Here is a 26507-nt window from a genome sequence, read left to right as displayed (position 1 = left end):
CTGTTCACTCAGAAGCCACAGCCGGGAAAGACCCGCTGGGCCAGTCCGCGCAAGACAATCTGATCTTCTTCGTTGGCCCGGTAGATAATATTGGTATCCACCGCCATCCGTACCGCGGCCTCATGGCCACAGAGGTCTTCATAAAAGACATAATCCTCTGCAGCGCCGATGATATTCCTCAACGAAATCGGCTCGGTGATCTCGACACTCGTAAAGGCCGTGCGATGTTCATTCACGTAGGTCATCAGCAAATCTGACACCATTTCCGGCAGGTCAGCCACATTGGCTTCCAATACACCCTGCTCATCCTCAACACACATGTAATCAATCGGGATGAACTTGTGGAAACGGTTCAGCAGCGCCCGGGACAAAACCCGCGTTCCCGGATACAGACCGCTCTCGTCACCCTGCCCTTGGGTATTGCAGGCCGCAACGGCACGGAAGAAGGGATTGGCTTTGATACGACGGGCGCCATCATCGGTAATCACAAACTCGCCCTGATCCAGCGCATTCTGCAGGGCATAGAGAACATCCGGACGCCCTGCATCCAGCTCATCGAGCAGCAGGATGGTGGGCGACTGCATGGCCTGGGGTAGTATGCCGTCTACATACGTGGAGATAGTGGTGCCGTTATCATTCTCCAGGCGTGTCTGACCGACAAGGTCAAACCGGGAAATATCGCCGTCAAAGTTGATCCGCCGTAATGGCCAGTGTAAACGTGCAGCCACCTGTTGGATCAGTGTTGTCTTCCCCGTACCGGTATGACCATGGAGCCAGGCATTTTTTCCGGCAGCAAGGGTCGCCAGCAAAGGTAACAGGGGTCTGAGAATCAAAGTGGTAGCTGTCATCCAGCTCTGGCACCCAGGGATGAGTGTCTTCCCATTCAAACACGGGCAGTGCGAAATCCAGCACTTTGCCCAGATGCTTCGCCGCCTCATCGCGGCAAAAGACCTCTGCCGCTTTCTTAAACACCACTTCTCCGGCAGGAATGCTTAAGTCCTTTCCCAATTCACTGGCCACGAAGGAACCCTGCATGGGGGCAGCGGCACCTCGCAGTTCACGCTTGAGACGACCATTTTCATGGTTCAGCTCATCCACTTTTTTAGTCAGCGTTTTGGCTTGCGTCTTCCAGGCCTCGGTAGCGCTGACGGTCTGGATAATCTCATCCATGCTGTAAGGCGATTCCGCACTTTGCAGCAGCGAATCAATGGCCTTGATCACACTGCTTTCATCCGCCAGTTTGGCCAGGGCAGGGTCAATATCGATATGCAGGTCTGAAGAGTCTTCATGCATGGTGTCTGCCTCCCCGGCACCTTCACCGGCATGTTTTTCCAGCGTTTCGTACATTTTCTCAATGAGATCCGGCGTCCAGGTGTTATGGCGGCCAAAATGCTCAACGGAGGGAAAGAGTGCGTCATCAGTATTATTGACGGCAGCCATGAACTGGCTGAAAACGTCTTCTGGCTTGTATGAATCCAGAACCAGAAAGATCATGTACAGAAGAGACGTATCGGAGAGTTTGTCGCGGAAACTGGTGGCGTTGAACTTGGCAATTTTCACCGCGCCACTTTTGACAAGGCTATTGTCATGACCGGCCGAATTCCAGTTATGGCTCACATAACAGGGCTTGAAGGCGACATGCCACCATTTGCACAATATCGCGCGATCAGCCTGATGCTCCGCCAACTGTGCCAATGTGGGTAACGTGGTGCCGATCGACCTGTCCCTGGCCATTCACCGTGCTCCAATAAAAGGTCTTCAGTAATGAATCTTAGTCAACCCTGTGGAGATCAGTGAAACGGGCACCTTGATTACAATGACAATCACACAGCCATATTGGCACGTATTAGCGCTCGAAGGCGGCACGCCGTAACTTAATCCACCCATTACGGCCGACCGTGATGTAGCGATCCAGATCCATCTCGACATGGTCGGGATCGACCTCAAAGTCCTTATCGCGATCCGGATGGTAATCCCAGTACAACTCTTCGCCCGGTAGAATATCTTCCATCGCCACGGCAAATACCCGGCGATCATGGGTGACCAGCATGCTGAGATTGGGCTCATCGCTGCTGTTGGCCAGCCGTAACAGGGAACGTTCACCATCAGAAGCATCAATGCCCTGCTCAATGACCGGTGTGTAGTTCTCCCAGTCGGGCTCAATATCCTCTTCTTGCTCGTCGTCAAACTCATCTTCGTCAACGAGCCAGAGAATGTACGTGTCGTTATCCAGGAAGAGGGGGCACCCGCTCTCATCCTTGTGCCACATGACGTAACGGCCTGTCGCCGGGATTTCAATCCGGAAGGCTCGCCTGCCGGAATATTCACCCACAACACTGCCGGAAGGAATAAAATCCCGGGTAAACAAACCTTTACCAGCACCTTCAATGCGACTGGCGCCTTCGCTCAAATCAAATTCATACCGTTTAAGGCGGGATTGTAATTGCTGGTTTTCAGCCGTCAGCTGCTCAAGCTTCTGACGGAGGCTGTCCGCATCATTTTGATCTGGCTTGTCCATACAGGCGATGTCTTTGTTATACCGATCCATGGTTTTACCTAACTGAATAAATCTGCCAATTAATAACTGCTGTTAAAGAAAAATTGATAGCTCGCCATGAAGAAAGAGTCAAATCTTTGTGGTTAGGAACGAAGTAATAACAAACAGGGTTATCTATTCTTTTCTAAAGAATGTCTGAATTTTATAACCCTTGGAAGTGGATTCCGGTCGCATGATAAATGGATGGTCAATACTACGTTCACTCCCATTTTTATTAATGACCGGCTCAGTGTCAGCTGAAGATTCTGCCGAAAAGCCCTTGATACAGCTGCGTGAAATTCTTTCCCAAACCGCCGAGAAAGGCGATGTCACTATTTCCGGCGTCATCATCAAGCGAATCAGTCCCGGCAATTACCTGATCCACGATGGCACCGGCACACTGGAAGTGGATATTCCTCATCACAAACTTCCTCCCGGTGGTCTGTTACCTCACACCCCGATCCGATTACAGGGCGTGATTCAGCACGATGAGAATGAAAGTCTTGAAATTGATGTTGATACGATTCACTGGTCGTTCTGAACTTCAAAAAAACAGACTCAATACTTCGAACCTGCGACCGAAAAACATTCATACGTCGTGAAATTGAACAATACTTTCACTGTCGCACTACGGAACCCAATAGAAAAAGGTTTGTCTACAAGACTACCTGTTTTTTATTAAAGGAATCATTTTATGGACAGCAGTAAACATTCAGTTCAGAAGCATTCGCAAAAACGTTCATCCATTTCTGTGAAAACCGCTTCCAAAAATAAGCGACCCATACCGTTGCCAAAAAGTCGTCGACCCACGCCAGGCAAAGGTTATCCGTTTCCGGAGCGGATTCAGCAGGTGCCCAAGCGACAGCTGACAGCCTGATGATAGGGTTGTCACAGCACCCGGTCAGTGATTTGCTTGAAACTGTAGACCGGAATCACCTTGCAGAAATGGAAGACATCTTCCACAAAAAGCGCCAGTTCGTCTTCGCCCTGTCCGAGCAGTTCGCCAATCGCCTGATTGTCGGTCATTAATCCTGCGATAACTATCACCCGCGCAATCGTATCGCGATCACTGATCGCAGACATCACATCACTGCACGCCTGCTCCTGCGCCAGGTTTTTGAGATCATCCATGCCATCATTATTGGCGATAACAGCGGCGCTCCACAGCCATATCATGACCAACAAACTGCACAGTGATGTCAGCCGACCTTCCCTGCCTCGCCGCATAACGTTTCTCTCCGTGAACGCTGACTGGAATTTCTACCATACCCCCGTTCTGACAGCTTTTCGAGCCTGCGGTCAAAGCAACAGATTTTCCCAGTCGACTGACGGGTCACCGACAACGGTGAAGTCTGGATTTAACAGACTTTCCTTGCTGTTATAACGTAGCGGCTTCAGTTCGGGATCAAGCACACGACCACCAGCAGATTCAACAATCGCCTGGGCGGCAGCGGTATCCCATTCACTGGTCGGCCCGCGACGTGGATAGATATCCACCATTCCTTCCGCCACCAGACAGGCCTTGAGCGAACTGCCCGCCGTCGTGACATGCACTTCACCAAACCGATGCTCAAAGCGTTGCATCAATGCCGGTATCGAGTCCTCACCGTGTCGCCTGCTGACAGCCACATTCATAATGCCTTCCGGCGCGCAGGGACGTGTCGTAAGTTGTACCGGCCCTGTTTTATCGCACTGACGCCAGGCACCGCCGGTATCGCGTCCCCCCATGTAGCAAACGCCATTAACCGGCGCATAAATCACGCCCAGTATCGAAACACCATTCTCAATAAGGGCAATGTTGACCGTAAATTCATCGGTATGATCAACAAACTCCCGGGTACCATCCAGAGGATCCACCAGCCAGTAGCGCTGCCAGGCAGATCGTTCTGCCCATGGCACGATGTCACTCTCCTCAGAGAGTACCGGGATTTCGGGCGTTAACGTCTTCAGACTTTCCCGAATACAGCGATCTGCTGCCAAATCTGCTTCGGTAACGGGTGAATCATCCGCCTTCGTCTGAAGACCAACATCGTCACGCTGATAAACCGCAAGAATCGCCTTACCGGCCTGCTGGCAGATCTCACGCAGAGACTGTGCCAGTGACATATCTGTGATCATGCTTCACCTCTCACGATGTCCCGAACCATATAAAGCGCGGCAAGCACACGGGCTTCACTGAAATCATCCCGGGCAATCAATGCCGGTAGATCATCAAATGAGAAAACCCGGACGCCCAATGGCTCAGGCTCATCCCCTTCCAGTTTTTCTTCATATAAATCCCGGGCCAGCACTACACGCATACTGTGCGACATGTAATTGGGCGACAACGTGAAATCAGTCAGGTATTCGAGACGGTGCGCGCCATAACCGGCTTCTTCCTTGAGTTCACGCTCGGCGCCTGCAAGCAGATCCTCATCCGGTTCAACTAACCCTTTAGGCAGGGATAATTGATAATCCTCGGTTCCCGCCGCATACTCCTCAATCATCACGAAATGGTTATCATCCAACAACGGTACAACCATGACCGCCTGATGCCCGGAGCTGTATCCCCCCAGCCGCTCGTAGGTGCGTTCGACCCCGTTGCTGAAGCGGAGTTTCATCCTTTCCACCCGAAACAATGCCGAGCGGGCGACTTCCTGGGTCTCGAGAATTTCCGGTTTTTTCTTCATCATCGGTTCCACCCGGGCGCATGAATCTCCATTATACGACGTAGCTATACAACAATGTGCAAATATCATGATTGACTGGAAAACCATCGACACCGTCCTGTTTGACATGGACGGCACCCTGCTGGATCTGCATTTCGACAATTACTTCTGGTTGCAGTTCATCCCCGGGAAATACGCTGAAAAGCACGGTATCTCCCTGGAACAAGCCCATGCCGAAGTGGATGTCTGGATGCAACAGACCATGGGCACCCTGAGCTGGTACTGCCTGGATTTCTGGGATAAAACGCTGGGCCTGGAAACCGCCGTACTGAAACAGGAGTTAGTGCATCTCATCAGCCTGCGTCCCCATGTAGACGAATTGCTCAGCGCCCTGAAGGCTGCAGGCAAACATATTGTCCTGATCACTAACGCCCACCAGGACAGCCTGTCCCTGAAAATGGAACGCATCTCCCTGGCGCACTATTTTGACCGCCTGATTACCTCCCACCAATTCGGTTACCCCAAGGAAGACCAGCGCTTCTGGGAGGCGCTACAGGCCGATGAGCCCTTTAACCGGGAACGGACACTGTTCGTCGACGACAGTATTCCCATACTCCGTTCCGCCCGTGAGTATGGCATCCGTGAGCTGCTGGCGATTAAGCATCCTGACAGCAAAAAAGGCGCCAAAGATACCGAGGAATTCCCCGCTATCGACCAGTTTACGGAACTATTACCCGTTTTCTGATTCAAACCTGCAGGACCTATGAAAAACGACGATTCAACAGCAAAAATGCGGCTTGATAAATGGCTCTGGGCCGCCCGTTTCTATAAAACCCGCAGTATCGCCAAGCAGGCCATCGACGGTGGCAAGGTGCACGTCAATGGCAGCCGCGCCAAACCCGGACGTGAACCCCGGCTGGGCGACGAAATCAAACTGCGCCAGGGCTGGGATGAGAAAACGGTCATTATTCGTGCGTTGTCGGATGTCCGTCGCACCGCGACAGAGGCCCGGCAACTCTACGAAGAAACACCGGAAAGCATCCGTCTGCGGGAAGAAGGCGCCGCACAACGCAAAGCGCTGCGGGGCAGCACTCCTGTTCCTGAAAAGCGACCAGACAAAAAGCAACGCAGGGATCTGGAGAAACTGCGTCAGCAAAATCTGGCCGAATAGCAGCGATTCATCACACTCAGGCCGCTGCCCATCCACCAGCGGCCAGACTTCCCTCGTATCAATATTCAATAAATCCGCAAGAAGAAATCGTATCAACTTGCGGGTTTTACAGATCATCATCTAGGCTGCAGACACCGAAACAAACTGGCTACTCACACCACGGCGAAGCCTGACCGGTTCTCGTCTGGCAGTGCTCAGAGACGTGCCCTATGCCAACCACACCATCCGATTCCGGAAAGGGTTCTCCCCACCATCAGCCGATAATCCGCGCGTCCTCTCTCTCCCTGCTGGAGCGTATTGGCAAGAAGATCCCTGATCCTGTCATCATCTTTCTGGGGTTGTACGTGATCTGTCTGCTGGCGTCTGTTTCACTGGCAGGAAGGGAGTTCACCACCCCCAGCGCTACCGGGAGTGATATGACCCACAGCATCCGCAACATGCTGGAGCTGGACAATATTCGCTGGATTTTTGATAACGCCCTGCTGCAGAACTGGCTGACCTTCGGCCACGGTATCCTCGGCGTTATCCTGATCGTCATGATGGGCGTCGGCATTGCCGAAAAATCGGGATTACTAACAGCCCTGATCAAGAAATCCGGCCTGCATATCAGTGAAAAGTGGCTGCCGCTGCTACTGGTTTTCTTTGGTATCATGAGCAGCATCGCCACTGACGCAGGCTATCTCGTACTCATTCCCCTGGCAGGATTACTCTATGCCGGACTCGGCAAGAATCCGATTATCGGTATGGCGGCGGCCTTTGCCGGCGTCTCTGCAGGTTTCAGTGCCAACCTGATTCCGGCGACGCCCATTGATGTCATTATCGGCGCCAATGCCCGCATTTTCGCCCAGGCTCAGAATGTCCCGTTTACACGCCATGATGGCCAGCCGCTGACGCCTGCGACCATGCATTACTATTTCATCCTGGTATCCACCGTGGTGCTATCCATTGCCGGTGCAGTCGTCACAGCACGCTTCATCACGCCAAAGCTGAAAGACACACCCTGGTCATTACCCGACGATCTCAAAATCGACAATTTCAACCTCAGTGACGCCGAGGAACGTGGACTTAAGGCATCGTTTTTAGGACTCATTGGCGCATTGGCTTTCATTGCCTGGCTGGCATTTTACCCCCTTGCTCCTTATACCGATGCGTCCGGCCAACGCATCGTTCCCTACCTGGATAATGTGATTCTGCTGATTACGCTGGTCTTTACCATTACCGGTATTGTGTTTGGCACCGCTTCCGGCAAATTTCACTCTGTCGCCGATGTCGTTCAGGCCATGGTCAAACAGATGGATGCCATGGGCTATATCCTGGTGCTAACGTTCTTCTGTTATAACTTTCTCTCTCTGCTCGGCTATTCGGGTATGGGCACATGGATTACCTGGCTGGGCGCCAGCCTGCTGAATTCGCTGGGCCTGCAGTCATTTCCGGTGCTATTGATCATCGGCTTCATCATCACGACTGCCTTTATCAACCTTTTCGTCGGAGGGCTGACGTCCAAGTGGATGCTGCTTGGCCCCATCTTCGTTCCCATGCTGTACCAGGTGAACAACCAGATGACGCCGGATATTGTCGCAGCCGCCTTCCGGGTCGCCGATTCATCCACCAACATCATTACCCCGATGATGACCTATGCAGGCGTTATCCTCGCCTTCATCCGTAAATATTCACCGGAATTCAGCATGGGCGACCTTATTGGCCTGATGTTGCCCTATTCGGCCTGTTTCCTGACCATCTGGACCCTGCTGCTCATCCTGTTTTTTGAGCTGGGTATTCCGCTTGGGTTTTGAATGGGCCCCCTGAAATTTACATATTGCTTATTGCACGCGACCCTTCGGATACCCCCTATCCTGATACGGATCAACGCATCAGATATAAGGGAGTGGTATTAACTCTCCTCGAATAATCAATGATTAATAATCCCCGTTCGAGGAAGTAATGCAGACAACAACCCCTGCCAACGTGGCACGTATCGGTGGAGAAACCTGCTTCATCACCGGTGGTACCGGTTTCATTGGCCGTTTCCTGGTGGAAAAGTTACTGGCCCGGGGCGCCAACATCCACCTGTTGATCCGTGAAGGCGAGCAGGCCCAGGTAGACCAGCTGATCAATCACTGGAATGTTGCACCAAACCGGGTTCACACACTGATCGGTGATATTACCCAACCCCGGCTGGGGCTGAGTGATGAACAGGTTGCCACACTCAAGGGCAAAGGGGAGATTGACCATTTCTTCCACCTGGCCGCCATTTACGACATCAATGCGGATGAAGAAAGCCAGATCCACGCCAATGTGGAAGGTACCCGCCATGCGATGGCCTGTGCCGAAACCCTGAAAGCCAAATGCTTCCATTACACCAGCTCCATTGCCGTCGCAGGACTGTATGACGGCACATTTACGGAAGACATGCTGGAAGAAGCCGGCCCGCTGAACAACCCCTACCTGAAAACCAAGCATCAGGCCGAGCGGGTGATTCGTAATGACTGCACTATTCCGTGGCGCATTTATCGCCCCGCCATGGTCATCGGCCATTCAAGAACCGGCGAAATCAACAAGGTTGATGGTCCTTACTACCTGTTCCACGCCATCCGCAAGATGCGTAACTCCCTGCCACAATGGCTGCCCATCATTGGCCTGGAAGGCGGCTGGCTGAACATGGTGCCCGTGGATTACCTCGTGGACAGTATTGACCATATTGCCCATCGGGAAGGTTTTGATAACCAGTGTTTCCATATCACCGATCCGAACCCGCAACGGCTGGGAGAACTGCTCAACACCTTTGCTTCCGCCGGTGGCGCGCCGCGTATGGCACTGCGGGTAGATTCCAGTTTCGTGAGCCCATTCGTGTCCATGCTGCTCAAGAGCCTGTACCGGATGCCAGCCATCACCAAGGTTTCCCAGGCCGTACTACGCGACCTGAAAATACCGGATGCCGCACTGGATTTCCTGCATTATCCCACCCACTTTGATCGCACGAACACTGATGCCGCCCTTGAAGGCAGCAATATTCGTTTACCTGTTCTGCGTGAATATGCCCGGGTGATCTGGGACTACTGGGAAAATCACCTGAACGAAGAGCGCCTGACCACCGAAAACATCCACAAGGCGGTCGCAGATAAAGCCATTCTGATCACCGGCGCCGGTTCCGGTATCGGCCGGGCCACCGCGGAACGACTGGCCACCACATCAGCCCGACTGGTACTGGTTGACCGTGATGAGGAATCGCTTGCCGAGGTTGCCCGCGTCATTCGGGAACAGGATGGCAAGGTCTGGACCTGGACTGCCGACCTTACTGACGCCCAGCAATGTGATGCCATGATCCAGCAGATCAACGAGGAACTGGGCGGCATTGATATCCTGGTCAATAATGCCGGACGCTCTATCCGACGCTCAGTCAACAACAGCTACGACCGTTTCCACGATTTCGAACGCTGCATGGACATCAACTATTTCGGCGCCATGCGCATGATCATGGGCTTTATGCCCGGCATGGAAAAGCGTCACAGTGGTCAGGTCATCAATATCTCGTCCATTGGCGTGTTGGCGGGCAGCCCCCGGTTCTCCGCCTATGTGGCCTCCAAAGCGGCATTGGATGCATTCACCCGTTGTGCGTCCAGTGAAATGGCCGACAAAGGCGTGAAATTCACCACGATCAACATGCCGCTGGTGCGCACACCGATGATTGCACCGACCAAAATGTATGAATCTGTTCCGACCCTGACACCCGATGAAGCCGCCGGCCTGATCATCAAGGCCATGGTGCGCAAACCCAAGCGGATCGCTACCCGCATGGGACTGTTGGGACTGGCGCTGCACGAAACCATGCCGAGTCTCAGCGAACTGCTGATGAATGCGAGCTTCAACATGTTCCCGGAATCGGCAGCCGCACAAGGTAAAAAAGAGGAAGGAGCCAATAGCCAGCGTCCATCCGCTGAACAGAAATTACTGGTTAATCTGTTGAAAGGTGTCCACTGGTAATCGATTTATAGCCAAAAGCCAGTGCCCTGCCATCAGGGCGCTGGTATGGCGCCTGCCTGAGCAACTTCATGCCCAGCGCCGATTTCTTAATACCCGTATTCGACTCATTCGGTCATGAAATTAAAGTTAACAAACACATAACCTGACTCGGATCGTTTCAGGGTAATACTGGAGCCGCTATTCACCAGGGGTGAGCTTCTGACTTCGTCCTTTATGGCTTCGTCATCAAGACTGGATACGTCCTCACTGGCAAAGATAATGCTTTCGGCCGTAATCCCGTCCCAAGACCATTTTTGATACAAGACCTCATACTCACCTAACATCGCTTCCTGCTGCATGATGATTTTTGTATCTTCTTCGACAGGTACGTTTTCAAATTTACGCATACTTTTCCTTGTGAATTCTGACAACGCAATAACCTGTTTCCCCCAACAGCAGCAAGGTTAACTCTCACTGTGTTGGGCGAAATAGTAGAAGATCACTTTTCAACAAAAGCCAAAAATGCCTCTGCGACAGCGGAAGGGTCTTCAATCATGGGCAAATGACCAATTTCTTTCATGATCACCGCTTCAGTGCTTGGCATATATTTCTGCATTTCACTGACGATGGACACATCCAGCACCCGGTCGTCCTCTCCCCAGATAATCAATGAGGGTGTTGTTATAACCTTCAGCCACTCCGGTTGAGGTATACCGGCAAGACGTTCATCCCGCGACCGCAGCATGTCTGCAAATATTTTTTCGTTAACAGGCTCACGCGCCAGTGCCTGCTCTTCCAGCACAGACGTGATTGGCCAGGGAATAAACGGACGATCTGTCATAACAAAGTCCAGGAGTTTCTCCATATCACCCGGCTCACTGACAATCAGAGGGTTTTCACCCTTATCCAGCAAATGCTGGAACTCACTGGCGCTGGGAGGCTCAACACCCGCATTATCCAGCAACACCAGCGTATTAATGGCATCAGGTTTGATTCTCGCCAATTCCAGGCCAATCCAGCCGCCCATGGAATTTCCCATGTAGTGGACGTTCTTGAGTTCTAACGCAGCGATAAAGTCAGCCACACGTTGCGCTTGCGCAGGCATGCGGTAATCCATTTCCAGCGGTGCGCTGCTGTCACCATGCCCGGGAAGATCCAGTGCGATGATGCGATACTGGTCATCCAGTTTTCCGGCCAGTCTGACCCAGTTGTCTTTGTTGGCGCCAAATCCATGCACCATCAGGATAGTTTCACCGTCAGGATTGCCTCCTTCCAGATAAGCCATCGTAAAGTTATCCATAACCAGTTCCGCAGGCGCCAATCCCGCACGCTGACGCTCCAGGGACATGGCCGTCTGATAAAGATCCTGCCGGGTACAGGCCGTTAACAACAGCAAACTGAGTAGAAAGGGAATACCAAACAGCGTTTTCAGGCGTATCGTCATGGGTATCCAACCTCTTATTGTTATTGGATGAAATATTGACCAGCCAGATAGAAAGAAGAAAGCCGGCCTATATTAACCGGCTTGGCGAAAAGTTGATAACACCATTACGAAAACGGGGAATGATGTGACGGAAAGGAAACACCGTCAGAATTAAATTCCGGTTTGTCTGCCGGCTTATCCAGTTTCGGAGTGGATGAGAAAGGGGACTGCTTGCTGTCTTCAGGGAAGACACCTTGTGGTTCAGGCAATGGCGAACTTTTTGGCAACGGAGGCTTGGGAATAGGCGTAAACGGAATATGCAGCTGCTGTGGCGAATGGTAAGGCATAGGGTGCGCAGGCATTCCGGGCATAAAGTTTCTTGATTCTCTACCCCGCCAAACTACAGTCCGCTCTATCCCATCCTCACCCCGCCATGTGGCAGGCTGTTTACGGCCGCCATTTTCTTCAGCTGGTTTCTGACCCAATGCCCAAGTTACAGGAATACTCACCGCAGAGACCGTGAACACATAGGACTGGTTTTGATCAATATCCAGCTGCCCATCCATCAGCAAAGGCAGTTCCATGACCGAATCCTGCCCCGTATTCTGAATCATCAGATTTGCGCTTATCATTGCATGACGCTCATCAGTCCCCTGCAGCATCAAGGGTGCCACCATGCTCAATCGAGTGTTGTCATTAAGTACAAACAGGTCATCCATACTGCTGTCAGACAATTCTGTAATCATGCGGTGATTGAGTGCAGCAGAAATCGTTTTTACGGTTTCACCGGCCACCGAATCCAGCCCTGCCATCGTGGCAGATGAAAAGCGGATCACCAGACGCCCTTCCAGCGCTTCCAGATCATCCTGTCGGATGCGCTCCGGGTTCAGACCATCACTCGATGCAGCCGCCACCTGCAAACCGGCAAGTCCAGCCCAGAACATGACCAACACAACCAGGCAACATCGCCTCAAACCGGAACAATGCACGGCTGGAGAAACATCAAACCGCATGACAACACCCTCTCCAAAATACAGCCAACCACAGGCACTGGAGTGTAGTACATGGAGCCAAAGTGCATGGAAAAATCATCCCATTACCGACCCACAATCCCTGTCAGCTCAAGGGCGTTTCCCGTAAGTGATGATCCGGACAGTTGGCGTTATACTCTCCCGCACCACTGGGAAGACTGACACCAGACTTGAAGTCGCCACCAGTCGCCACCAGATTACTGTTTTTTCTTGGAACACACTGCGTTAATGACTATCCCGGATACAGCACAGCGCTTCCTTTTCGAAAACACCGATATTCGCGGTGAACGCGTCGGGCTCAGCAGCAGCCTCCAGGCAGCCTTTGAACCCCATGCCTACCCGCTGGCCATTCGTCGCCTGCTGGGTGAAATGGCGGCAGCGGCCGTTTTGCTGAGCACAACCCTGAAGTTCCAGGGCACCATGAGCCTGCAGGCCCGCTCCAACGGGCCGGTTTCCGTGCTGATGGTTGAATGCACCGACCAGCGCACATTCCGCGCCATTGCCCGCTGGAAAGAAGAACCGGCTGATAATGCAGACCTTCAGACGCTGTTACCCGACGGCCAGCTGGTCATTACGGTAGATCCTGTCAAGGGCAAGCGCTACCAGGGCATCGTGCCGCTGGAGAATCCCACACTGGCGCACTGCTTTGCCCAGTATTTCCAGCAGTCTGAACAGCTGCCCACCAGCGTCTGGCTGGCCTCTGATGGCAACAGCGCCAGCGGCTTCCTGCTGCAGGCACTGCCAGCAACGGTCGAGAAGGACGAAAAGGTTCGCGAAGAGCGCTGGTCACACCTGACCACCCTGGCGCATACCCTGACAGACGAAGAGTTGCTGTCAGTGGAAACGGAGACACTGCTGCACCGTCTGTTCCACGAAGAGGATATCCGGGTGTTTGACGCCGAACCGGTCAGCTACCGTTGCACCTGCTCCCGTGAGCGCACGGCTACGGCCCTGCAGACCGTTGATCGCCAGGAGCTGGAAGATATTCTGGCGGAACAGGGTGAAATCAACATGGATTGCCAGTTCTGCAACACCCGTTACAGCTTCTCGGCTGACGAAGTGACGGACCTGCTGACACCCAGGCAAACCAGCCCGCGAACATTGCACTGATCACCGGTTACGGGATCACTGACAGAACAGCAAGGGGTGAACGACGTCAGCTATCGACTGGCGTATAATCCCCTTTTTTATTCGGATGTAGCCAAAGAGTACCCCATGGAGAGCATCTTTCAGCGCATCGCTGCAGAGTTGAATGTACGACCACAACAAGTCACCGCCACGGTCAATCTGCTGGATGAAGGGGCCACGGTTCCATTTATCGCCCGTTACCGGAAGGAAGTCACCGGCGCCCTGGACGATACCCAGCTGCGTACCCTCGAAGAGCGTCTCCGTTACCTGCGGGAAATGGAAGAGCGCCGTGAGACCATCCTCAACAGTATCCGTGAACAGGAAAAGCTGACCCCGGAACTGGAAAAGGCCATCACAGAAGCGGATACCAAAACCCGGCTGGAAGACCTCTACCTGCCCTACAAGCCGAAGCGACGCACCAAGGCTCAGATCGCCCGTGAAGCCGGTCTGGAGCCACTGGCCGAAAGCCTGCTGGCCGATCCGACGCTGGATCCGGAACAGGAAGCGGCCAAATTCATCAATGCTGAACAGGACGTTGCTGACACCAAGGCAGCGCTGGACGGCGCCAAGTACATCCTCATGGAGAAATTCAGTGAGGACGCAGAATTGCTGGGCTCACTGCGCGACTTCCTGTGGGAAGAAGGCCGCATGAGCAGCCGCGCCGTTGCTGGTAAGGAACAGGAAGGCGCCAAGTTCCGCGATTACTTTGAGCACGACGAACCGATCAACAAGGTACCGTCACATCGCGCACTGGCGATTTTCCGTGGCCGCAACGAAGGCTTCCTGCAGGCTGCCATCACCGTAGAAGGCGCGGAAGACCGCACCCAGGCGCATCCCTGTGAAAGCATGGTGGCCAGCTTCTGGTCGATCAAAAACGAAGGCCGCGCCGCGGACAAATGGCTGGGTGAAGTCGTACGCTGGACCTGGCGGGTCAAGCTGCTGCCCCACCTGGAAGCGGAACTGATGACCTGGGTTCGTGAATCAGCGGAAGAAGAAGCCATCAAGGTCTTCTCCAAGAATCTGCACGACCTGCTGCTGGCCGCACCGGCTGGCCCAAGAGCCACTCTGGGTCTGGACCCTGGTCTGCGTACCGGTGTTAAAGTCGCCGTGGTTGACGCTACCGGTAAACTGGTGGATCACACCACCATTTTCCCCCACGTTCCCCAGAACCGCTGGAATGAGTCCCTGGCGGCTATCGCCAAGCTGGTGCTGAAGCACAACGTTGAGTTGATTGCCATTGGTAATGGCACAGCTTCCCGTGAAACCGACCGTTTTGCAGCCGAGCTGATCAAGCAGTTCCCCAAACTGAACCTCTCCAAGGTTGTGGTCAGCGAAGCGGGCGCATCGGTTTACTCAGCCTCTGAAACTGCGGCAAAAGAATTCCCGGATCTGGATGTTACCTTCCGTGGCGCGGTATCCATCGCCCGTCGTCTTCAGGATCCGCTGGCGGAACTGGTCAAGATTGAACCGAAATCCATTGGTGTCGGCCAGTACCAGCACGATGTCAGCCAGACACTGCTGGCACGTTCCCTGGATGGCGTAGTGGAAGACTGTGTAAACGCCGTTGGTGTCGATATCAACATGGCCTCCGGCGCGCTGCTGGCTCGAGTTGCCGGTCTGAACCAGACCATTGCCAACAATATCGTTGAATATCGCAACCAGAACGGCGCATTTACCAGCCGTAACCAGTTGAAATCCGTACCCCGCCTGGGCGACAAGACCTTCGAACAATGTGCGGGCTTCCTGCGCATCATGAGTGGTGAGAATCCGCTGGATTCTTCCGCCGTGCATCCCGAAGCCTATCCCGTCGTACAAGCAATCGCAGCACGCTTTGAGCGTGATCTGCGCAGCCTGATTGGTGACACCGCGTTCCTGAAGTCACTGAATGCCGCTGACTACACCAGCGATGCCTTCGGTGTCCCGACCGTCACCGACATCATCAGCGAACTGGATAAACCAGGCCGTGACCCACGCCCTGAGTTCAAGACGGCGGCCTTCCAGGAAGGGGTTGAGGACATCAAAGACCTCAAGCTCAACATGGAGCTGGAAGGTGTGGTAACGAACGTGACCAACTTTGGCGCATTTGTAGATATCGGTGTCCATCAGGATGGATTGGTGCATATCTCCGCACTTTCCAACACATTCGTGAAAGACCCACGGGAAGTGGTCAAAGCGGGTGATGTGGTTCGGGTCAAGGTGATGGAAGTGGACGCACCCCGTCGTCGGATCGGTCTGTCCATGCGGATGTCAGATACTGCCGAGGGGCAATCTGAAAACCGTCAGCAACAGCGGGCAGAACGGAGCAAGCCTCACACAGCACGTCCATCCAACCAGGCCAAGCGTCCGCAGGGACAAAAGCAGAAAGCGGATAACGGCGGCACCTTCGCCGACTTGTTCGCCAACGCCAAGAAACTGCGTCGTTGATCCTCAGGCAAAAGGGAGGGAGATCCCTCCCTTTTGCTGTCAGATTCGGTGACTTTCTGGTTAGTTTGCAGAGATGCAGAGTCCTGTCCGGAAGAGTATAGTGGCGACATTTACGGCGACTGACCACCAATAACAACGGTCGGCGTTTGCGGAATCCGGGGCATGGCTGCAGATAACCAACAAAAGGAAGGCGCTGACCTTTCGCCAAACAAGCAAAATCTCCATAAGGGCAGCGCCTACAGCCGTCATCTTGGCATCGATTTTCTGGACGCTGACGAAGGCTGCAGTAGACTGTCCATGGATATACAGCCGTTCCATGCCAACATGCGCGGGCATGTCCATGGCGGCGCACTGTTCTCTCTGGTCGATGCCGGCATGGGGATTGCCCTCTACTCCCGCTTGCCCGACAATCTCGCTGCCGCAACGATCGAAAGTAAAATCAATTACCTGAAAGCCGTCACCAAGGGCCAACTGATCTGCGAATCCCGTGTTATCCATCTGGGCTCGAGCACCGCGGTGCTGGAAGCTGACGTGATGCAGGACGGTCAGCCTGTGGCCAGGGCACTGGCTACATTTGCACTGATTGGCCAGTGACGATCAATCTCGTTAAGCAAGGGTTACAGCTTGTCCCAGATATTTGAACGCCGCCTGCAGGCTCTGCAAAAGGCTGAACACCACCATTGTCTGCGCCAGGTCCGCCACGGCATCGAAAAAGAAGGCCTGCGCGTAACGGCAGACAGCCGCCTGTCCCAGGCCCGTCATCCGGAGCGCGTTGGCGCCACCCTGACGCATCCCTATATCACGACCGATTATTCCGAAGCACTGCTGGAATTCATTACACCGGTCTATCAGGATATTGGCGCTACACTGGCCTTTCTTGAGGAGCTGCACAGTTTCACGCTCAAGAAAATGGATGCTTCTGAAAGCATCTGGGGTTCCAGCATGCCGCCGGTGCTGGAAGGGGATGAGCACATTCCCGTTGCCTGGTATGGCGCCTCCAATATCGGCCAGATGAAGCATGTCTACCGGCAGGGGCTGGCGCACCGCTATGGCAAGGCCATGCAGACGATTGCTGGTATTCATTACAACTTTTCGTTACCGGGCACCTTCTGGTCGCTCCTGCAAACACTGGCCAATGATTCACGCGAGCCGATTGATTACCAGTCCGAAGGCTACTTTGCGCTGATTCGTAACTTCCGCCGTTACTCCTGGTTGTTGATGTACCTGTTTGGCGCTTCTCCGGCCATGGATCGTTGTTTCCTGGATCAACATCCGGACGCCAACCTCCCGCTGGAATCTGGCGGTGACAGCACACGACTGATGCCCTGGGCAACCTCACTGCGGATGAGCGATCTGGGTTACACCAACAATGCCCAGTCGTCCCTGAACATCTGCTACAACAATCTGAATGATTATGTTGAGAGTCTGTGGCAGGCCATCCATACGCCTTATGCCGAGTATGAAAAAATCGGCCTCAAAAAAGACGGCGAATACCTGCAGCTCAACACCAACCTGCTCCAGATTGAAAATGAGTACTACAGCCCGATCCGTCCCAAGCGTGTAACACGCTCCGGCGAGAAGCCCGTTGTTGCTCTGCGCGAACGAGGTGTTGAATATATCGAAGTCCGCTGTCTGGATCTGAACCCCTTCCTGCCTGTTGGCATTGATGCAGTTCAGGCGCGCTTCCTGGATGTTTTCCTGGTGTACTGCGCCCTGCAGGACAGTCCGGCCATCGAAGAAGCTGAGTGCAAGGCTATTGCCGGGAATTTCGAGAAAACCGTCAATGAAGGGCGTCGCCCCGGCCTGATGCTGGAACAGTCAGGACAAAGCATCACGCTGACCGACTGGGGACTGGAACTGCTGGATCAACTGGAACCTGTCGCCGCGTTAATGGACAGCATTCACGGCACCGGTGACTTTTCCATGAGTATTCGCCAGCAGCGCCGCAAGCTCAATAACAGCGAACGTACGCCGTCGGCCCAGGTGCTGAACATACTGTCAAAGCATAACCATAGCTTCATTGAGATGTCGCAGGAGCTGGCCGAGATCCAGTCTGATTACTTCAGACAGATCCCGTTGAGTCAGTCCCGGATGGAATATTTCTCAGAGCTGGCCCAGCAATCGCTGCGTGACCAGCAGGCTATTGAGGCTGCGGATAAGATCGACTTTGACACGTTCCTGGCGCAATACTTCACCGACTGAACAAGACTGGCGACGATTCGACTACGTCGTTCGTCGCCTAATAACAAAACAAGGATATAACGAGGCTTCCATGCTGATTCCCAAGTCACGCTATCTGCATATACTGGCTTCCCTTGCTGTGATCGGACTGCTGGCAACGGCCATGTTCTTTGAACATGTCATGATGCTGGAACCCTGCCCGCTGTGTATTACCCAGCGCGTTGCCTTCCTGATCCTCGGCCTGATCTCCCTGATTGCCGCTATTCATAACCCTCCGGGGCGAGGCTTGCGTATCTATGGTGGTTTGACACTGACCTTTGCCATCGTCGGCGCAGGTCTGGCCATCCGGCAACTATACTTGCAGGGGCTTCCACCGGAAGAAGCGCCGGCGTGCATGCCGGGAATTGGTTACCTTGCTGATGTCCTGCCCATGAATGAACTTATCAGAGTCATGTTCAGTGGTACCGGCGACTGCGCCGAAGTTCAGTGGCGTTTCCTTGGTCTGTCGATCCCGGGCTGGACCCTCGTTGCCTTTATCGGCTATGGCCTGTTTGGGGTGCTGGAAATGATTCGTAAGCAGGATACCGTGCGGTAAATGATCAAAGGGCTGTTTATCCTGTTGCTGTTCCAGAGTCTGGGCGAAGCCATTCATCGCTTCGTCCATGTGCCTGTGCCTGGTGCGGTGATTGGAATGATGCTGTTATTTCTCTCGCTGCCTTTCTTTGGGGCTTTGTCGGATGATCTGACAAATGCCAGCAGTCATTTAATTCGGCATATGTCGCTGCTGTTTGTCCCGGCAGCGACTGGTTTCATCTTTTATCTGCTCCACAGCCAAAACCAGACCATTCCTATTCTGGCTGTTGTTTCCCTGGGTACTGTAATTGTGATTGTGGTCACCGCACTTGTGATGAAAAACCTTGTACGCGGCAGCTACAAGCCTGATGACAGTACCTCAAAGGTCTCTGAAAATGACCATTGATACCGATGCCATCCGGGCCTTCATCTGCACCCCGCTTTTTGGCCTGACCCTGACGCTGGGCTTTTTCCAACTGAGTGCCTGGCTGTTTCGCAAGTCCGGTGAATTTCCTCTTTTGCATCCGGTCTTGACTGCCGCCATACCGATTGCAGCAGTCATTTATTATCTTCCGATGGACTATCGCGATTATGCGGATAGCACCGAGCTGCTCACAATTCTTCTGGGCACAGCAACGGTTGCCCTAGCTGTACCGCTTTACCATCAACTGCCCACGATTCGCTCAGAAGCCCCGGCCGTTGTTGTCACCCTTTTGATTGGCGCCACGGTTGCACCACTCTCTGCCATCGTCATTGCATGGCTGACAGGCGGGAATATGGAAACCCTGTTGTCTGTCGCACCAAAATCAGTCACAACCCCCATCGCCATGGCGGTATCAGAAAGCATGGGCGGACTCGTTTCTGTAACCGCTGGCACGGTGATCAGCGTCGGCGTATTTGGCGCCGTGGTGACACTGCCACTGATGAAAATAATGCGTATCGACAATCAGGCTGTACTGGGTTTTACGTTAGGGTTATCAGCGCACGGTGTGGGCACAGCGAAAGCCTTTGAGTGCAGCACAACCGCTGGCGCTTTTGCCAGCCTCGGCCTGGCTCTCACCGGCGCACTGACAGCCATTGCCATGCCACTGCTTTACCACCTGTTCTTTTGACCATCCGTCGTCGTTTTCAATACCATCACAGTTATTCTTTTCGATAACCAGGTTTGATTGCTTTTATGAAATTTGTTGGCGCCCACGTCAGCGCAGCCGGTGGTGTGGAAAATGCACCGGTCAACGCCCATAACATCGGAGCAACCGCTTTCGCCCTGTTCACCAAAAACCAACGACAGTGGAAGGCTAAACCGCTGACCGAAAAAAGCATCCAGCTGTTTCGGGAACGCTGTGATCGTTATGGTTTCTCGCCAGCGCAAATCCTTCCTCACGACAGCTACCTGATCAATCTTGGCCATCCGGAACAAGAAGCCCTGCAAAAATCGCGAGCAGCATTTATTGATGAGATGGAGCGCTGCATGCAACTCGGTCTGGATCGTCTCAATTTCCACCCAGGCAGCCATCTTCGCACGATTAGTGTCACTGAATGCCTGCAACGTATTGCTGAATCCATCAACATTGCGCTGGATAAAACCGAAGGCGTCATTGCCGTGATTGAAAACACTGCCGGTCAGGGCAGTAACCTTGGGTGGCAATTTGAAGAGCTTGCCGGGATTATTGATCACGTCGAAGACAAAAGCCGTGTAGGTGTTTGCCTGGATACCTGCCATACCTTTGCGGCCGGCTATGATCTGCGAACAGAAGACGCCTGTAAAAACACCTTTCAGCAATTTGCGGATACGGTTGGCTTTGAGTATCTCAAGGGAATGCATCTGAATGATTCCAAAGGGGAACTCGGTTCACGAAAAGACCGTCACCACAGTCTTGGACAAGGCGAAATTGGCTGGGACGTCTTCCGGTTTATCATGCAGGATGAGCGCTTCAATAATGTTCCCCTGATACTGGAAACGATTGATGAATCCATCTGGCCAGAGGAAATCGCTGCGTTAAAAATGCTGGAAAAACAAGTACTGTAAAAGCCTGTCAAAACGGCTTATCACACCGGCGAATTATTTTGCGCTCTTACATGGCAATACTGTTTTCAGAACAGCAATATGAAGACAGTATTGCCCCATCCAATGAACATGAATGGAGGTTCAGTAATAATGAATACTTTGATTTTACAGATGTAACCACATCACCAGGAAAAGAGAATAGCAAGCTTTCATCTACGTTTACGTAAACAGTCTATCGCTTTTGATAATGGATATTGCTCAAGTGCAAGTTCCGTTATTGCCAGTAAATGACTCAGAAACGTACTCTCAATATGCGACGAAGAAAAATGAATACACTCTGTTGCTATGTAATCTTCAACGGATGCATCATGCGATAGCGAATAAAAAAATGCTTTCAACGCCTCCTCTTCGACATTCAGAGGCGAAATAATCTTTGCACAGGGCAGGCTTACCGAACCCATTGACCATTCTCCCTAATACCCAAGATGATCAGCTTCACTCGCCTTCATCCTCCTATCCTTTCAGGAAACCATGAAACGACACCTCGAACACAATGCGATTTAATACTCTTAAAATCACGACTTCGCTTTCCTGAATCAGATCTTCTTGACTGACCCACTGCGATATCATTAAAAACCAGTATAGCAATAGTCCTTCTAACTGTTATTGAACGTTCAAATATAAGCGCCAGCGGTAGCTTACTAACCGTAAAGACTTTGTGAAGATTTCATCATTCCAGTGACTGACCCGGACGAACACATGCAAATAAACGGCAATTTGTAGGCGTTTCAATGCAACATTCGCTTTCAGGGCGTTGGTACCGCTATGCGTTCACTCTATAATAGAGGCCAAACAGCCATGAAAGGCGACCGTTCTCAAGCTGCCAGGCAGCGAGGATCGTGTTTCCAATAACAGTCATGGACAATTGCCTCCGCCACGTGAGATGAAGCTATGTCTATTGAAAGCCTCGGCCAGCTCGAAAGCAAAATCCAGAACGCCATCGACACCATTGCCCTGCACAAGATGGAAGTCGAGGAATTGAGAGAAGCCAAAACCCGTCTGGAAGAAGAAAACGCCCAGTTGAAGCAGGAACTGCAGGCATGGACCGAGCGGGTCAGCAGTCTGATCGGCAAACTCGACAGTCTGGCCGAAGAAGCGCTCTGAGACTGTTTTCATGTCCATAAAAAATGCCACCTTTCGGTGGCATTTTTTATATCGCGTTCAGATTACGGTCGTTTTAAGCCAGGCTCTCCTGCCGCACAAAAGAACCACTCTTCAACAGACCCATCACAAAGCCAGCAACACCTGGCGCCATCCAACCCAGACCACTGCCCTGGAGCGGAAGGTGTGAATAGACATCTACCAGCGGTTGAACAAACGACAATCCGGCAGCATTCAGTCCATCAACAATACTGATCGCCAGTACCGGCAACAGGGTAAAGGCAAACACAACACCCGGCTGGGCAAAACGCTCCCGGAACATGCAAAGCAGAATCAGTGCAATAGCAATCGGATAGATAACCAGCAGCGCAGGAATGGTGACTGCCAACAGCTCAGTCAGTCCAATATTGGCAATCAGGGCACTGACTACCGTACAGAGCACCACATAACCCCGGTAACCCATCACAGGCAGAACTTCAGCAAAATACTCACCACACGCCGTCATCAGTCCTACAGAGGTCGTGAGACACGCCAGACCGATGGTCAACGCCAGGATAATCATACCCCAGTCACCAAAAACGGCAGTGATATAGAGATTCAGAATCCGCGCACCGTTTTCAGCACCGCCGGCAATGGCGTAACTGGTCGCGCCCAGGTAAGAAAGCACGATATAAACGGCTGAAAGACCCACTGCAGCAATGACGGCTGCACTAATGGTATAGCGGGTCAGATCCGCCCGGTCTTCCACCCCCCGCTGGCGCAGGGCAGTGATAATGACAATACCGAAGGCCAGTGCCGCCAGGGTATCCATCGTCTGATACCCCTGTTTGAAGCCATAAATGAAGGCAGGCTCTTCCAGGTGCATACCGGCTTCAGCGACCACCCCCTGTGGTGTCACAAAGACACCAATAGCAATGGCAACCAGGACCAATACCAGCAGTGGTGTAATCAGTTTACCCACGGTTTCAATCAGCTTTCCGGGGAAAAGCGCCAACACCAGCGTCAGCAGGAAGAAGCCGACACTGTACAGGGCAAGCGCACCGGAACTGCCTTCGCCCACAAATGGCAACACGCCCATCTCATAAGAAACAACCGCGGTCCGGGGCGCCGCAAAGAGCGGGCCAATGGCCAGGTACAGGACAATTCCCGTCAACATGGCAGCCCACCGGGGAAGGTCCTGGGTAAAACGATCCAGACCGCCGCCCAGTTTGGCTGCGACCATCAGTCCCAGCAGGGGGAGTCCAACACCGGTCAACAGGAATCCCGCCGCCGCAGGGACGACCGCTTCACCGGCCAACTGGCCCAGAAAGGGAGGAAAAATCAGGTTACCTGCGCCTAGGAACAGCGCAAAAGTCATCAGGCCAACGGCCACTACATCGGTAGATTTCAAACGAATAGACAAAGACATACCCCTTTTCGTGGCATTACGGCAGCACTTCGGCTGATGTCACAAGAGGGATGCAGGACAGGTAGAAAGCACGGGGTCACCGGCTTGCTACTCCGAAAAGTGGATGGTTTTACGGAGCGGTGACCACAGCTCTTGTGAAGCATTGATCATCCCTTGCATACCCAGAATGCCATGTCCTGAAACTGGCTGGACTCTTTCATTACATTCAGCCAGCGGAACATGACAATTAAGCTTCCCTTATATATCCCATACTTCTCACCGCCGCCTCAATTACGGCTTGTACCTACACAGGGAATGGGTAGCGACCTTTCCAGCACAGCAAAGAAAAACACGAAAAATGGCGCCATGAGACACTGACGCCGATATTTCAATCACAGAACCTGACTTTCCGCCGTTTCAAGGGCTTCACAGGCTTCCATCCATTCGTCCTCCAGTTGCTGTAACTGCTGCTTCAATTCAACCTGATTCGCCAGCAGAACCTTCAACTGCTCCTTACCATCATCCGTATAGAGAGCGGAGTCATGGAGTGACTGTTCAACCTCTGACAAAGACGCCTGACACGTCTCCAATGCCTGCTCCAGTTTCTCTACACGCTGCTTGTAGGGACGGAGCTTGCTCCGTAAAGCCGCTTCAAGACGCTTCTGCTCTTTACGATCACGGGCCGAAGTAGTCGCACCCGTCTCGCTCTCTACAGAAGCCTGGGACTCACGCAAACCCGCATTGCGGCGCTGCTGTGAAAGCCAGGCAGCATAGGCATCAAGATCATTGTCAAACGGTTCCAGTTTTCCGTCGCTGACCAGATAGAGTTCATCCGTGGTATTACGCAGCAGATTCCGGTCGTGAGAGATCAGCACCATTGCGCCGGTATACCCCTGCAACGCCATGGTCAGCGCATGACGCATCTCAAGGTCAAGATGGTTGGTGGGCTCATCCAGCAAGAGCAGGTTGGGTTTCTGCCAGGCCACAATGGCCAGTGCCAGTCGCGCCTGTTCACCACCGGAAAAGCCTTTGACGACTTCCAGTGCCTTGTCACCATGGAAACCGAAACCACCGAGGAAATCCCGGATTTCCTGCTCACGTGCGGTTTTGGTGAGACGCTGAATATGCAATACGGGCGTTGCTTCCAGATCCAGACTTTCCAGCTGATGCTGGGCAAAGTAGCCAATTTTCAGGTGTTCACCTTCAACGCGATCCCCGGCTAACAGAGATAACTGACCAGCCAGCGTTTTCATCAGCGTGGATTTACCGGCACCGTTCGGCCCCAACAGCCCAATGCAACTGCCAGGATGCAAGCCCAGCGCAACGTCTTTCAATATTGGCGCGTCGGCATATCCCATTTCCCCTTTTCGAATCAGGAGCAGAGGGTCAGAAAAGCGTTCAGGCTCGGGCAGCGTAAACGTAAACGGTGAATCCACATGCGCGGGTGCGATCTCTTCCAGACGATCCAGCGCCTTTAATCGACTCTGAGCCTGTTTCGCCTTGGTCGCCTTGGCGCGGAAACGGCGAATAAAATCTTCAAGGTGTGCTTTCTGCTTTTGCTGTTTCTCATAGCTCGATTGCTGCAGCGCCAGACGCTCCGCCCGGGTACGTTCAAACGCGGTGTAATTGCCCCGGTAAGTCGTCAAGGTCTGCCGTTCGATATGGGCAATCTGATCGACAACGCCATCCAGGAAATCCCTGTCATGGGATATCAGTAACAGCATACCCGGATATTGCTTCAGCCAGCCTTCCAGCCAGATGATGGCATCCATATCCAGGTGGTTGGTCGGTTCGTCCAGCAAGAGCATGTCAGACGGGCACATCAACGTCTGGGCAAGGTTCAGACGTACACGCCAGCCACCGGAAAACGACCGGACACTGGACTCCATCTGATCCTGGCTAAAGCCTAATCCATGCAGCAGCTGCTCAGCTCTGGATTTGGCAGAATAACCATGATGATTCTCGAGCGCCGCATGATGGATGGCCAGGGCGTTGTCATCGTGACGGGTCTCGGCATCCGCAATGGCTTGCTGAATACGGCGCAGCTCAACGTCACCATCCAGAACATAGTCAACGGCAGGACGATCAAGCGCCAAAACTTCCTGGGCCATATGGGCAATCCGGAGATTTTTGGGAATATCCACATTGCCGGCATCCGCGGATATTTCCCCCCGAATCAAGGCAAACAAAGTGGACTTTCCGCAACCGTTAGCCCCGGTCAAACCGATTTTCTGGCCTTGGTGGATAACGAAACTGGCGTCTTCCAGCAGGCGTTTTCCGCCCCGCATGAGGTTGATTTGCTGTAATCTGATCATGACGCGCATTCTATGTTAAGGCTGTCATGAAGAACATATCCGACAATCCGTTTTGGGATTACTCCGTACAGGTATGGCCAACTGCGGGTGAAACGCTATTAATGCTCCAGGAAACCTACCAGCTGGATATCAACATGCTTTTGTTTTGCTGCTGGCTTGCTAAAGAGCATCGTGTCTTTCGCTCATCAGGGCGGCTCGCGCATTACTGGCCTGAAATATCGCGGTGGCACAATGAGATTATTCTTCCGTTACGGATTATCAGGCAAAGAGTGAAAGCAATAATCCAGCCTGATGCTTCAACACAAGCTCTCTACTCCCAGTGCAAGCATGCTGAACTTGATGCAGAATGCATCCAGCAGAAACGATTGTTTGATCTGGAAGACCTGCTCTCAGAAAGCAGTGATCTGGACAGTCACGATATATTGGAAAAGAATCTACAGCAGTATTTACACATTTCCGATACGGCAGAAAACAACCAACCGACGATTCAAAACCTGCTCACTCATTGCCAGCAAATAATAAAGGGGCCTTAATGGCCCCTTAAATATCTGATACTACATC

The 26507-nt window shown here is 52.9% G+C and carries 26 protein-coding genes; 15 read left to right on the top strand and 11 right to left on the bottom strand.

Features of this window, described 5'->3' with window-relative positions:
* Positions 1 to 8 precede the first annotated feature (8 nt).
* The 3 genes from AC27K1_RS06965 to AC27K1_RS06955 all read right to left on the bottom strand — a co-directional run bounded on the left by AC27K1_RS06965 (position 9) and on the right by AC27K1_RS06955 (position 2548).
* Positions 9 to 728 (bottom strand): AAA family ATPase, encoded by a 720-nt coding sequence (locus AC27K1_RS06965; RefSeq protein WP_487149354.1) that lies wholly within the window; start codon positions 726 to 728, stop codon positions 9 to 11.
* Positions 685 to 1734, bottom strand: coding sequence for a hypothetical protein (locus AC27K1_RS06960; protein WP_487149352.1), 1050 nt, complete (start codon positions 1732 to 1734; stop codon positions 685 to 687). Before AC27K1_RS06960 ends, AC27K1_RS06965 begins: the two co-directional genes overlap by 44 nt.
* 112 nt (positions 1735 to 1846) lie before the next feature.
* The gene (locus tag AC27K1_RS06955; RefSeq protein ID WP_487149350.1) at positions 1847 to 2548 is read right to left on the bottom strand and encodes an SET domain-containing protein-lysine N-methyltransferase; all 702 of its coding nucleotides are present in this window, start codon (positions 2546 to 2548) and stop codon (positions 1847 to 1849) included.
* Between the two features lie 181 nt (positions 2549 to 2729).
* Here AC27K1_RS06955 and AC27K1_RS06950 point away from each other — a divergent pair, with 181 nt between their 5' ends.
* Positions 2730 to 3077, top strand: a complete 348-nt coding sequence (locus tag AC27K1_RS06950; protein WP_487149348.1) for a NirD/YgiW/YdeI family stress tolerance protein — start codon at positions 2730 to 2732, stop codon at positions 3075 to 3077.
* Between the two features lie 347 nt (positions 3078 to 3424).
* Here AC27K1_RS06950 and AC27K1_RS06945 read toward each other — a convergent pair whose 3' ends face one another.
* The 3 genes from AC27K1_RS06945 to nudE form a co-directional block, all read right to left on the bottom strand.
* The gene (locus tag AC27K1_RS06945; protein WP_487149346.1) at positions 3425 to 3763 is read right to left on the bottom strand and encodes a hypothetical protein; all 339 of its coding nucleotides are present in this window, start codon (positions 3761 to 3763) and stop codon (positions 3425 to 3427) included.
* Between the two features lie 72 nt (positions 3764 to 3835).
* Positions 3836 to 4654, bottom strand: coding sequence for a 3'(2'),5'-bisphosphate nucleotidase CysQ (gene cysQ / locus AC27K1_RS06940; RefSeq protein ID WP_487149345.1), 819 nt, complete (start codon positions 4652 to 4654; stop codon positions 3836 to 3838).
* A complete protein-coding gene (nudE, locus tag AC27K1_RS06935; protein ID WP_487149343.1) occupies positions 4651 to 5208 on the bottom strand; it encodes an ADP compounds hydrolase NudE in 558 nt (185 codons plus the stop codon). Before nudE ends, cysQ begins: the two co-directional genes overlap by 4 nt.
* Positions 5209 to 5272: 64 nt before the next feature.
* Between nudE and yrfG the strand changes: the two genes are divergently transcribed.
* From yrfG to AC27K1_RS06915, 4 genes are all read left to right on the top strand, one after another.
* On the top strand, positions 5273 to 5929 hold the full coding sequence (yrfG, locus tag AC27K1_RS06930) for a GMP/IMP nucleotidase (RefSeq protein ID WP_487149341.1): 657 nt from the start codon (positions 5273 to 5275) through the stop codon (positions 5927 to 5929).
* An 18-nt stretch (positions 5930 to 5947) separates the two neighbouring features.
* Entirely contained in the window at positions 5948 to 6355 is a 408-nt protein-coding gene (locus tag AC27K1_RS06925) for an RNA-binding S4 domain-containing protein (protein WP_487149340.1), read from the top strand.
* Between the two features lie 209 nt (positions 6356 to 6564).
* A complete protein-coding gene (locus tag AC27K1_RS06920; protein ID WP_487149339.1) occupies positions 6565 to 8148 on the top strand; it encodes an AbgT family transporter in 1584 nt (527 codons plus the stop codon).
* A gap of 148 nt (positions 8149 to 8296) precedes the next feature.
* Positions 8297 to 10336 carry an SDR family oxidoreductase gene (locus AC27K1_RS06915; protein ID WP_487149338.1) on the top strand — a complete coding sequence of 680 codons (2040 nt, stop codon included), beginning with the start codon at positions 8297 to 8299 and terminating at the stop codon, positions 10334 to 10336.
* Positions 10337 to 10440: 104 nt separating this feature from the next.
* On the opposite strand, the gene AC27K1_RS06910 is transcribed toward AC27K1_RS06915, so the two are convergent.
* The 3 genes from AC27K1_RS06910 to AC27K1_RS06900 all read right to left on the bottom strand — a co-directional run bounded on the left by AC27K1_RS06910 (position 10441) and on the right by AC27K1_RS06900 (position 12751).
* Positions 10441 to 10722: a hypothetical protein gene (locus tag AC27K1_RS06910; protein WP_487149336.1), complete on the bottom strand. Its 282-nt coding sequence runs from the start codon at positions 10720 to 10722 to the stop codon at positions 10441 to 10443.
* A gap of 92 nt (positions 10723 to 10814) precedes the next feature.
* Entirely contained in the window at positions 10815 to 11759 is a 945-nt protein-coding gene (locus tag AC27K1_RS06905; RefSeq protein ID WP_487149334.1) for an alpha/beta fold hydrolase, read from the bottom strand.
* A 104-nt stretch (positions 11760 to 11863) separates the two neighbouring features.
* Positions 11864 to 12751 carry a hypothetical protein gene (locus AC27K1_RS06900; protein ID WP_487149333.1) on the bottom strand — a complete coding sequence of 296 codons (888 nt, stop codon included), beginning with the start codon at positions 12749 to 12751 and terminating at the stop codon, positions 11864 to 11866.
* A gap of 246 nt (positions 12752 to 12997) precedes the next feature.
* Between AC27K1_RS06900 and hslO the strand changes: the two genes are divergently transcribed.
* From hslO to AC27K1_RS06855, 9 genes are all read left to right on the top strand, one after another.
* Positions 12998 to 13879, top strand: coding sequence for an Hsp33 family molecular chaperone HslO (hslO, locus tag AC27K1_RS06895; RefSeq protein ID WP_487149332.1), 882 nt, complete (start codon positions 12998 to 13000; stop codon positions 13877 to 13879).
* 105 nt (positions 13880 to 13984) lie between these two features.
* A complete protein-coding gene (locus AC27K1_RS06890; protein WP_487149331.1) occupies positions 13985 to 16321 on the top strand; it encodes a Tex family protein in 2337 nt (778 codons plus the stop codon).
* A gap of 162 nt (positions 16322 to 16483) precedes the next feature.
* A complete protein-coding gene (locus tag AC27K1_RS06885) occupies positions 16484 to 16915 on the top strand; it encodes a PaaI family thioesterase (protein ID WP_487149329.1) in 432 nt (143 codons plus the stop codon).
* Positions 16916 to 16945: 30 nt separating this feature from the next.
* Complete coding sequence (gshA, locus tag AC27K1_RS06880) at positions 16946 to 18523, top strand: glutamate--cysteine ligase (RefSeq protein ID WP_487149327.1); 1578 nt, start codon at positions 16946 to 16948, stop codon at positions 18521 to 18523.
* Positions 18524 to 18593: 70 nt separating this feature from the next.
* Entirely contained in the window at positions 18594 to 19097 is a 504-nt protein-coding gene (locus tag AC27K1_RS06875; RefSeq protein ID WP_487149325.1) for a disulfide bond formation protein B, read from the top strand.
* Positions 19098 to 19481: a CidA/LrgA family protein gene (locus tag AC27K1_RS06870; RefSeq protein ID WP_487149323.1), complete on the top strand. Its 384-nt coding sequence runs from the start codon at positions 19098 to 19100 to the stop codon at positions 19479 to 19481.
* Positions 19471 to 20187: an LrgB family protein gene (locus AC27K1_RS06865; RefSeq protein ID WP_487149321.1), complete on the top strand. Its 717-nt coding sequence runs from the start codon at positions 19471 to 19473 to the stop codon at positions 20185 to 20187. The genes AC27K1_RS06870 and AC27K1_RS06865 overlap by 11 nt, the downstream gene beginning before the upstream one ends.
* 65 nt (positions 20188 to 20252) lie before the next feature.
* Positions 20253 to 21104, top strand: a complete 852-nt coding sequence (gene nfo / locus AC27K1_RS06860; RefSeq protein WP_487149320.1) for a deoxyribonuclease IV — start codon at positions 20253 to 20255, stop codon at positions 21102 to 21104.
* 930 nt (positions 21105 to 22034) lie between these two features.
* Positions 22035 to 22247, top strand: coding sequence for a cell division protein ZapB (locus AC27K1_RS06855; RefSeq protein ID WP_395181463.1), 213 nt, complete (start codon positions 22035 to 22037; stop codon positions 22245 to 22247).
* Between the two features lie 73 nt (positions 22248 to 22320).
* Here AC27K1_RS06855 and brnQ read toward each other — a convergent pair whose 3' ends face one another.
* Positions 22321 to 23646: a branched-chain amino acid transport system II carrier protein gene (brnQ, locus tag AC27K1_RS06850; protein ID WP_487149318.1), complete on the bottom strand. Its 1326-nt coding sequence runs from the start codon at positions 23644 to 23646 to the stop codon at positions 22321 to 22323.
* Positions 23647 to 24023: 377 nt separating this feature from the next.
* Positions 24024 to 25946 carry an ATP-binding cassette domain-containing protein gene (locus AC27K1_RS06845; protein ID WP_487149317.1) on the bottom strand — a complete coding sequence of 641 codons (1923 nt, stop codon included), beginning with the start codon at positions 25944 to 25946 and terminating at the stop codon, positions 24024 to 24026.
* Between the two features lie 26 nt (positions 25947 to 25972).
* Here AC27K1_RS06845 and AC27K1_RS06840 point away from each other — a divergent pair, with 26 nt between their 5' ends.
* Complete coding sequence (locus AC27K1_RS06840) at positions 25973 to 26479, top strand: TIGR02444 family protein (protein WP_487149315.1); 507 nt, start codon at positions 25973 to 25975, stop codon at positions 26477 to 26479.
* Positions 26480 to 26507 lie beyond the last annotated feature (28 nt).

The sequence above is a fragment of the Kistimonas ophiarachnellae genome (assembly GCF_057552235.1).
Note: the sequence above shows the minus strand (reverse complement) of the source record. Positions and strands in the feature narration are given on the sequence as shown.

Excerpts from the sequence above, each read along its gene's own strand:
- AC27K1_RS06900 (WP_487149333.1), bottom strand. The coding sequence starts at position 12,751 with ATGCGGTTTGATGTTTCTCCAGCCGTGCATTGTTCCGGTTTGAGGCGA.
- hslO (WP_487149332.1), top strand. The coding sequence starts at position 12,998 with ATGACTATCCCGGATACAGCACAGCGCTTCCTTTTCGAAAACACCGAT.
- AC27K1_RS06925 (WP_487149340.1), top strand. The coding sequence starts at position 5,948 with ATGAAAAACGACGATTCAACAGCAAAAATGCGGCTTGATAAATGGCTC.
- cysQ (WP_487149345.1), bottom strand. The coding sequence starts at position 4,654 with ATGATCACAGATATGTCACTGGCACAGTCTCTGCGTGAGATCTGCCAG.
- AC27K1_RS06915 (WP_487149338.1), top strand. The coding sequence starts at position 8,297 with ATGCAGACAACAACCCCTGCCAACGTGGCACGTATCGGTGGAGAAACC.
- AC27K1_RS06890 (WP_487149331.1), top strand. The coding sequence starts at position 13,985 with ATGGAGAGCATCTTTCAGCGCATCGCTGCAGAGTTGAATGTACGACCA.
- AC27K1_RS06840 (WP_487149315.1), top strand. The coding sequence starts at position 25,973 with ATGAAGAACATATCCGACAATCCGTTTTGGGATTACTCCGTACAGGTA.
- AC27K1_RS06865 (WP_487149321.1), top strand. The coding sequence starts at position 19,471 with ATGACCATTGATACCGATGCCATCCGGGCCTTCATCTGCACCCCGCTT.
- nudE (WP_487149343.1), bottom strand. The coding sequence starts at position 5,208 with ATGATGAAGAAAAAACCGGAAATTCTCGAGACCCAGGAAGTCGCCCGC.
- AC27K1_RS06845 (WP_487149317.1), bottom strand. The coding sequence starts at position 25,946 with ATGATCAGATTACAGCAAATCAACCTCATGCGGGGCGGAAAACGCCTG.
- AC27K1_RS06960 (WP_487149352.1), bottom strand. The coding sequence starts at position 1,734 with ATGGCCAGGGACAGGTCGATCGGCACCACGTTACCCACATTGGCACAG.
- AC27K1_RS06945 (WP_487149346.1), bottom strand. The coding sequence starts at position 3,763 with ATGCGGCGAGGCAGGGAAGGTCGGCTGACATCACTGTGCAGTTTGTTG.
- AC27K1_RS06855 (WP_395181463.1), top strand. The coding sequence starts at position 22,035 with ATGTCTATTGAAAGCCTCGGCCAGCTCGAAAGCAAAATCCAGAACGCC.
- yrfG (WP_487149341.1), top strand. The coding sequence starts at position 5,273 with ATGATTGACTGGAAAACCATCGACACCGTCCTGTTTGACATGGACGGC.
- AC27K1_RS06955 (WP_487149350.1), bottom strand. The coding sequence starts at position 2,548 with ATGGATCGGTATAACAAAGACATCGCCTGTATGGACAAGCCAGATCAA.
- AC27K1_RS06950 (WP_487149348.1), top strand. The coding sequence starts at position 2,730 with ATGATAAATGGATGGTCAATACTACGTTCACTCCCATTTTTATTAATG.
- AC27K1_RS06910 (WP_487149336.1), bottom strand. The coding sequence starts at position 10,722 with ATGCGTAAATTTGAAAACGTACCTGTCGAAGAAGATACAAAAATCATC.
- nfo (WP_487149320.1), top strand. The coding sequence starts at position 20,253 with ATGAAATTTGTTGGCGCCCACGTCAGCGCAGCCGGTGGTGTGGAAAAT.
- AC27K1_RS06905 (WP_487149334.1), bottom strand. The coding sequence starts at position 11,759 with ATGACGATACGCCTGAAAACGCTGTTTGGTATTCCCTTTCTACTCAGT.
- AC27K1_RS06885 (WP_487149329.1), top strand. The coding sequence starts at position 16,484 with ATGGCTGCAGATAACCAACAAAAGGAAGGCGCTGACCTTTCGCCAAAC.
- AC27K1_RS06875 (WP_487149325.1), top strand. The coding sequence starts at position 18,594 with ATGCTGATTCCCAAGTCACGCTATCTGCATATACTGGCTTCCCTTGCT.
- AC27K1_RS06920 (WP_487149339.1), top strand. The coding sequence starts at position 6,565 with ATGCCAACCACACCATCCGATTCCGGAAAGGGTTCTCCCCACCATCAG.
- AC27K1_RS06870 (WP_487149323.1), top strand. The coding sequence starts at position 19,098 with ATGATCAAAGGGCTGTTTATCCTGTTGCTGTTCCAGAGTCTGGGCGAA.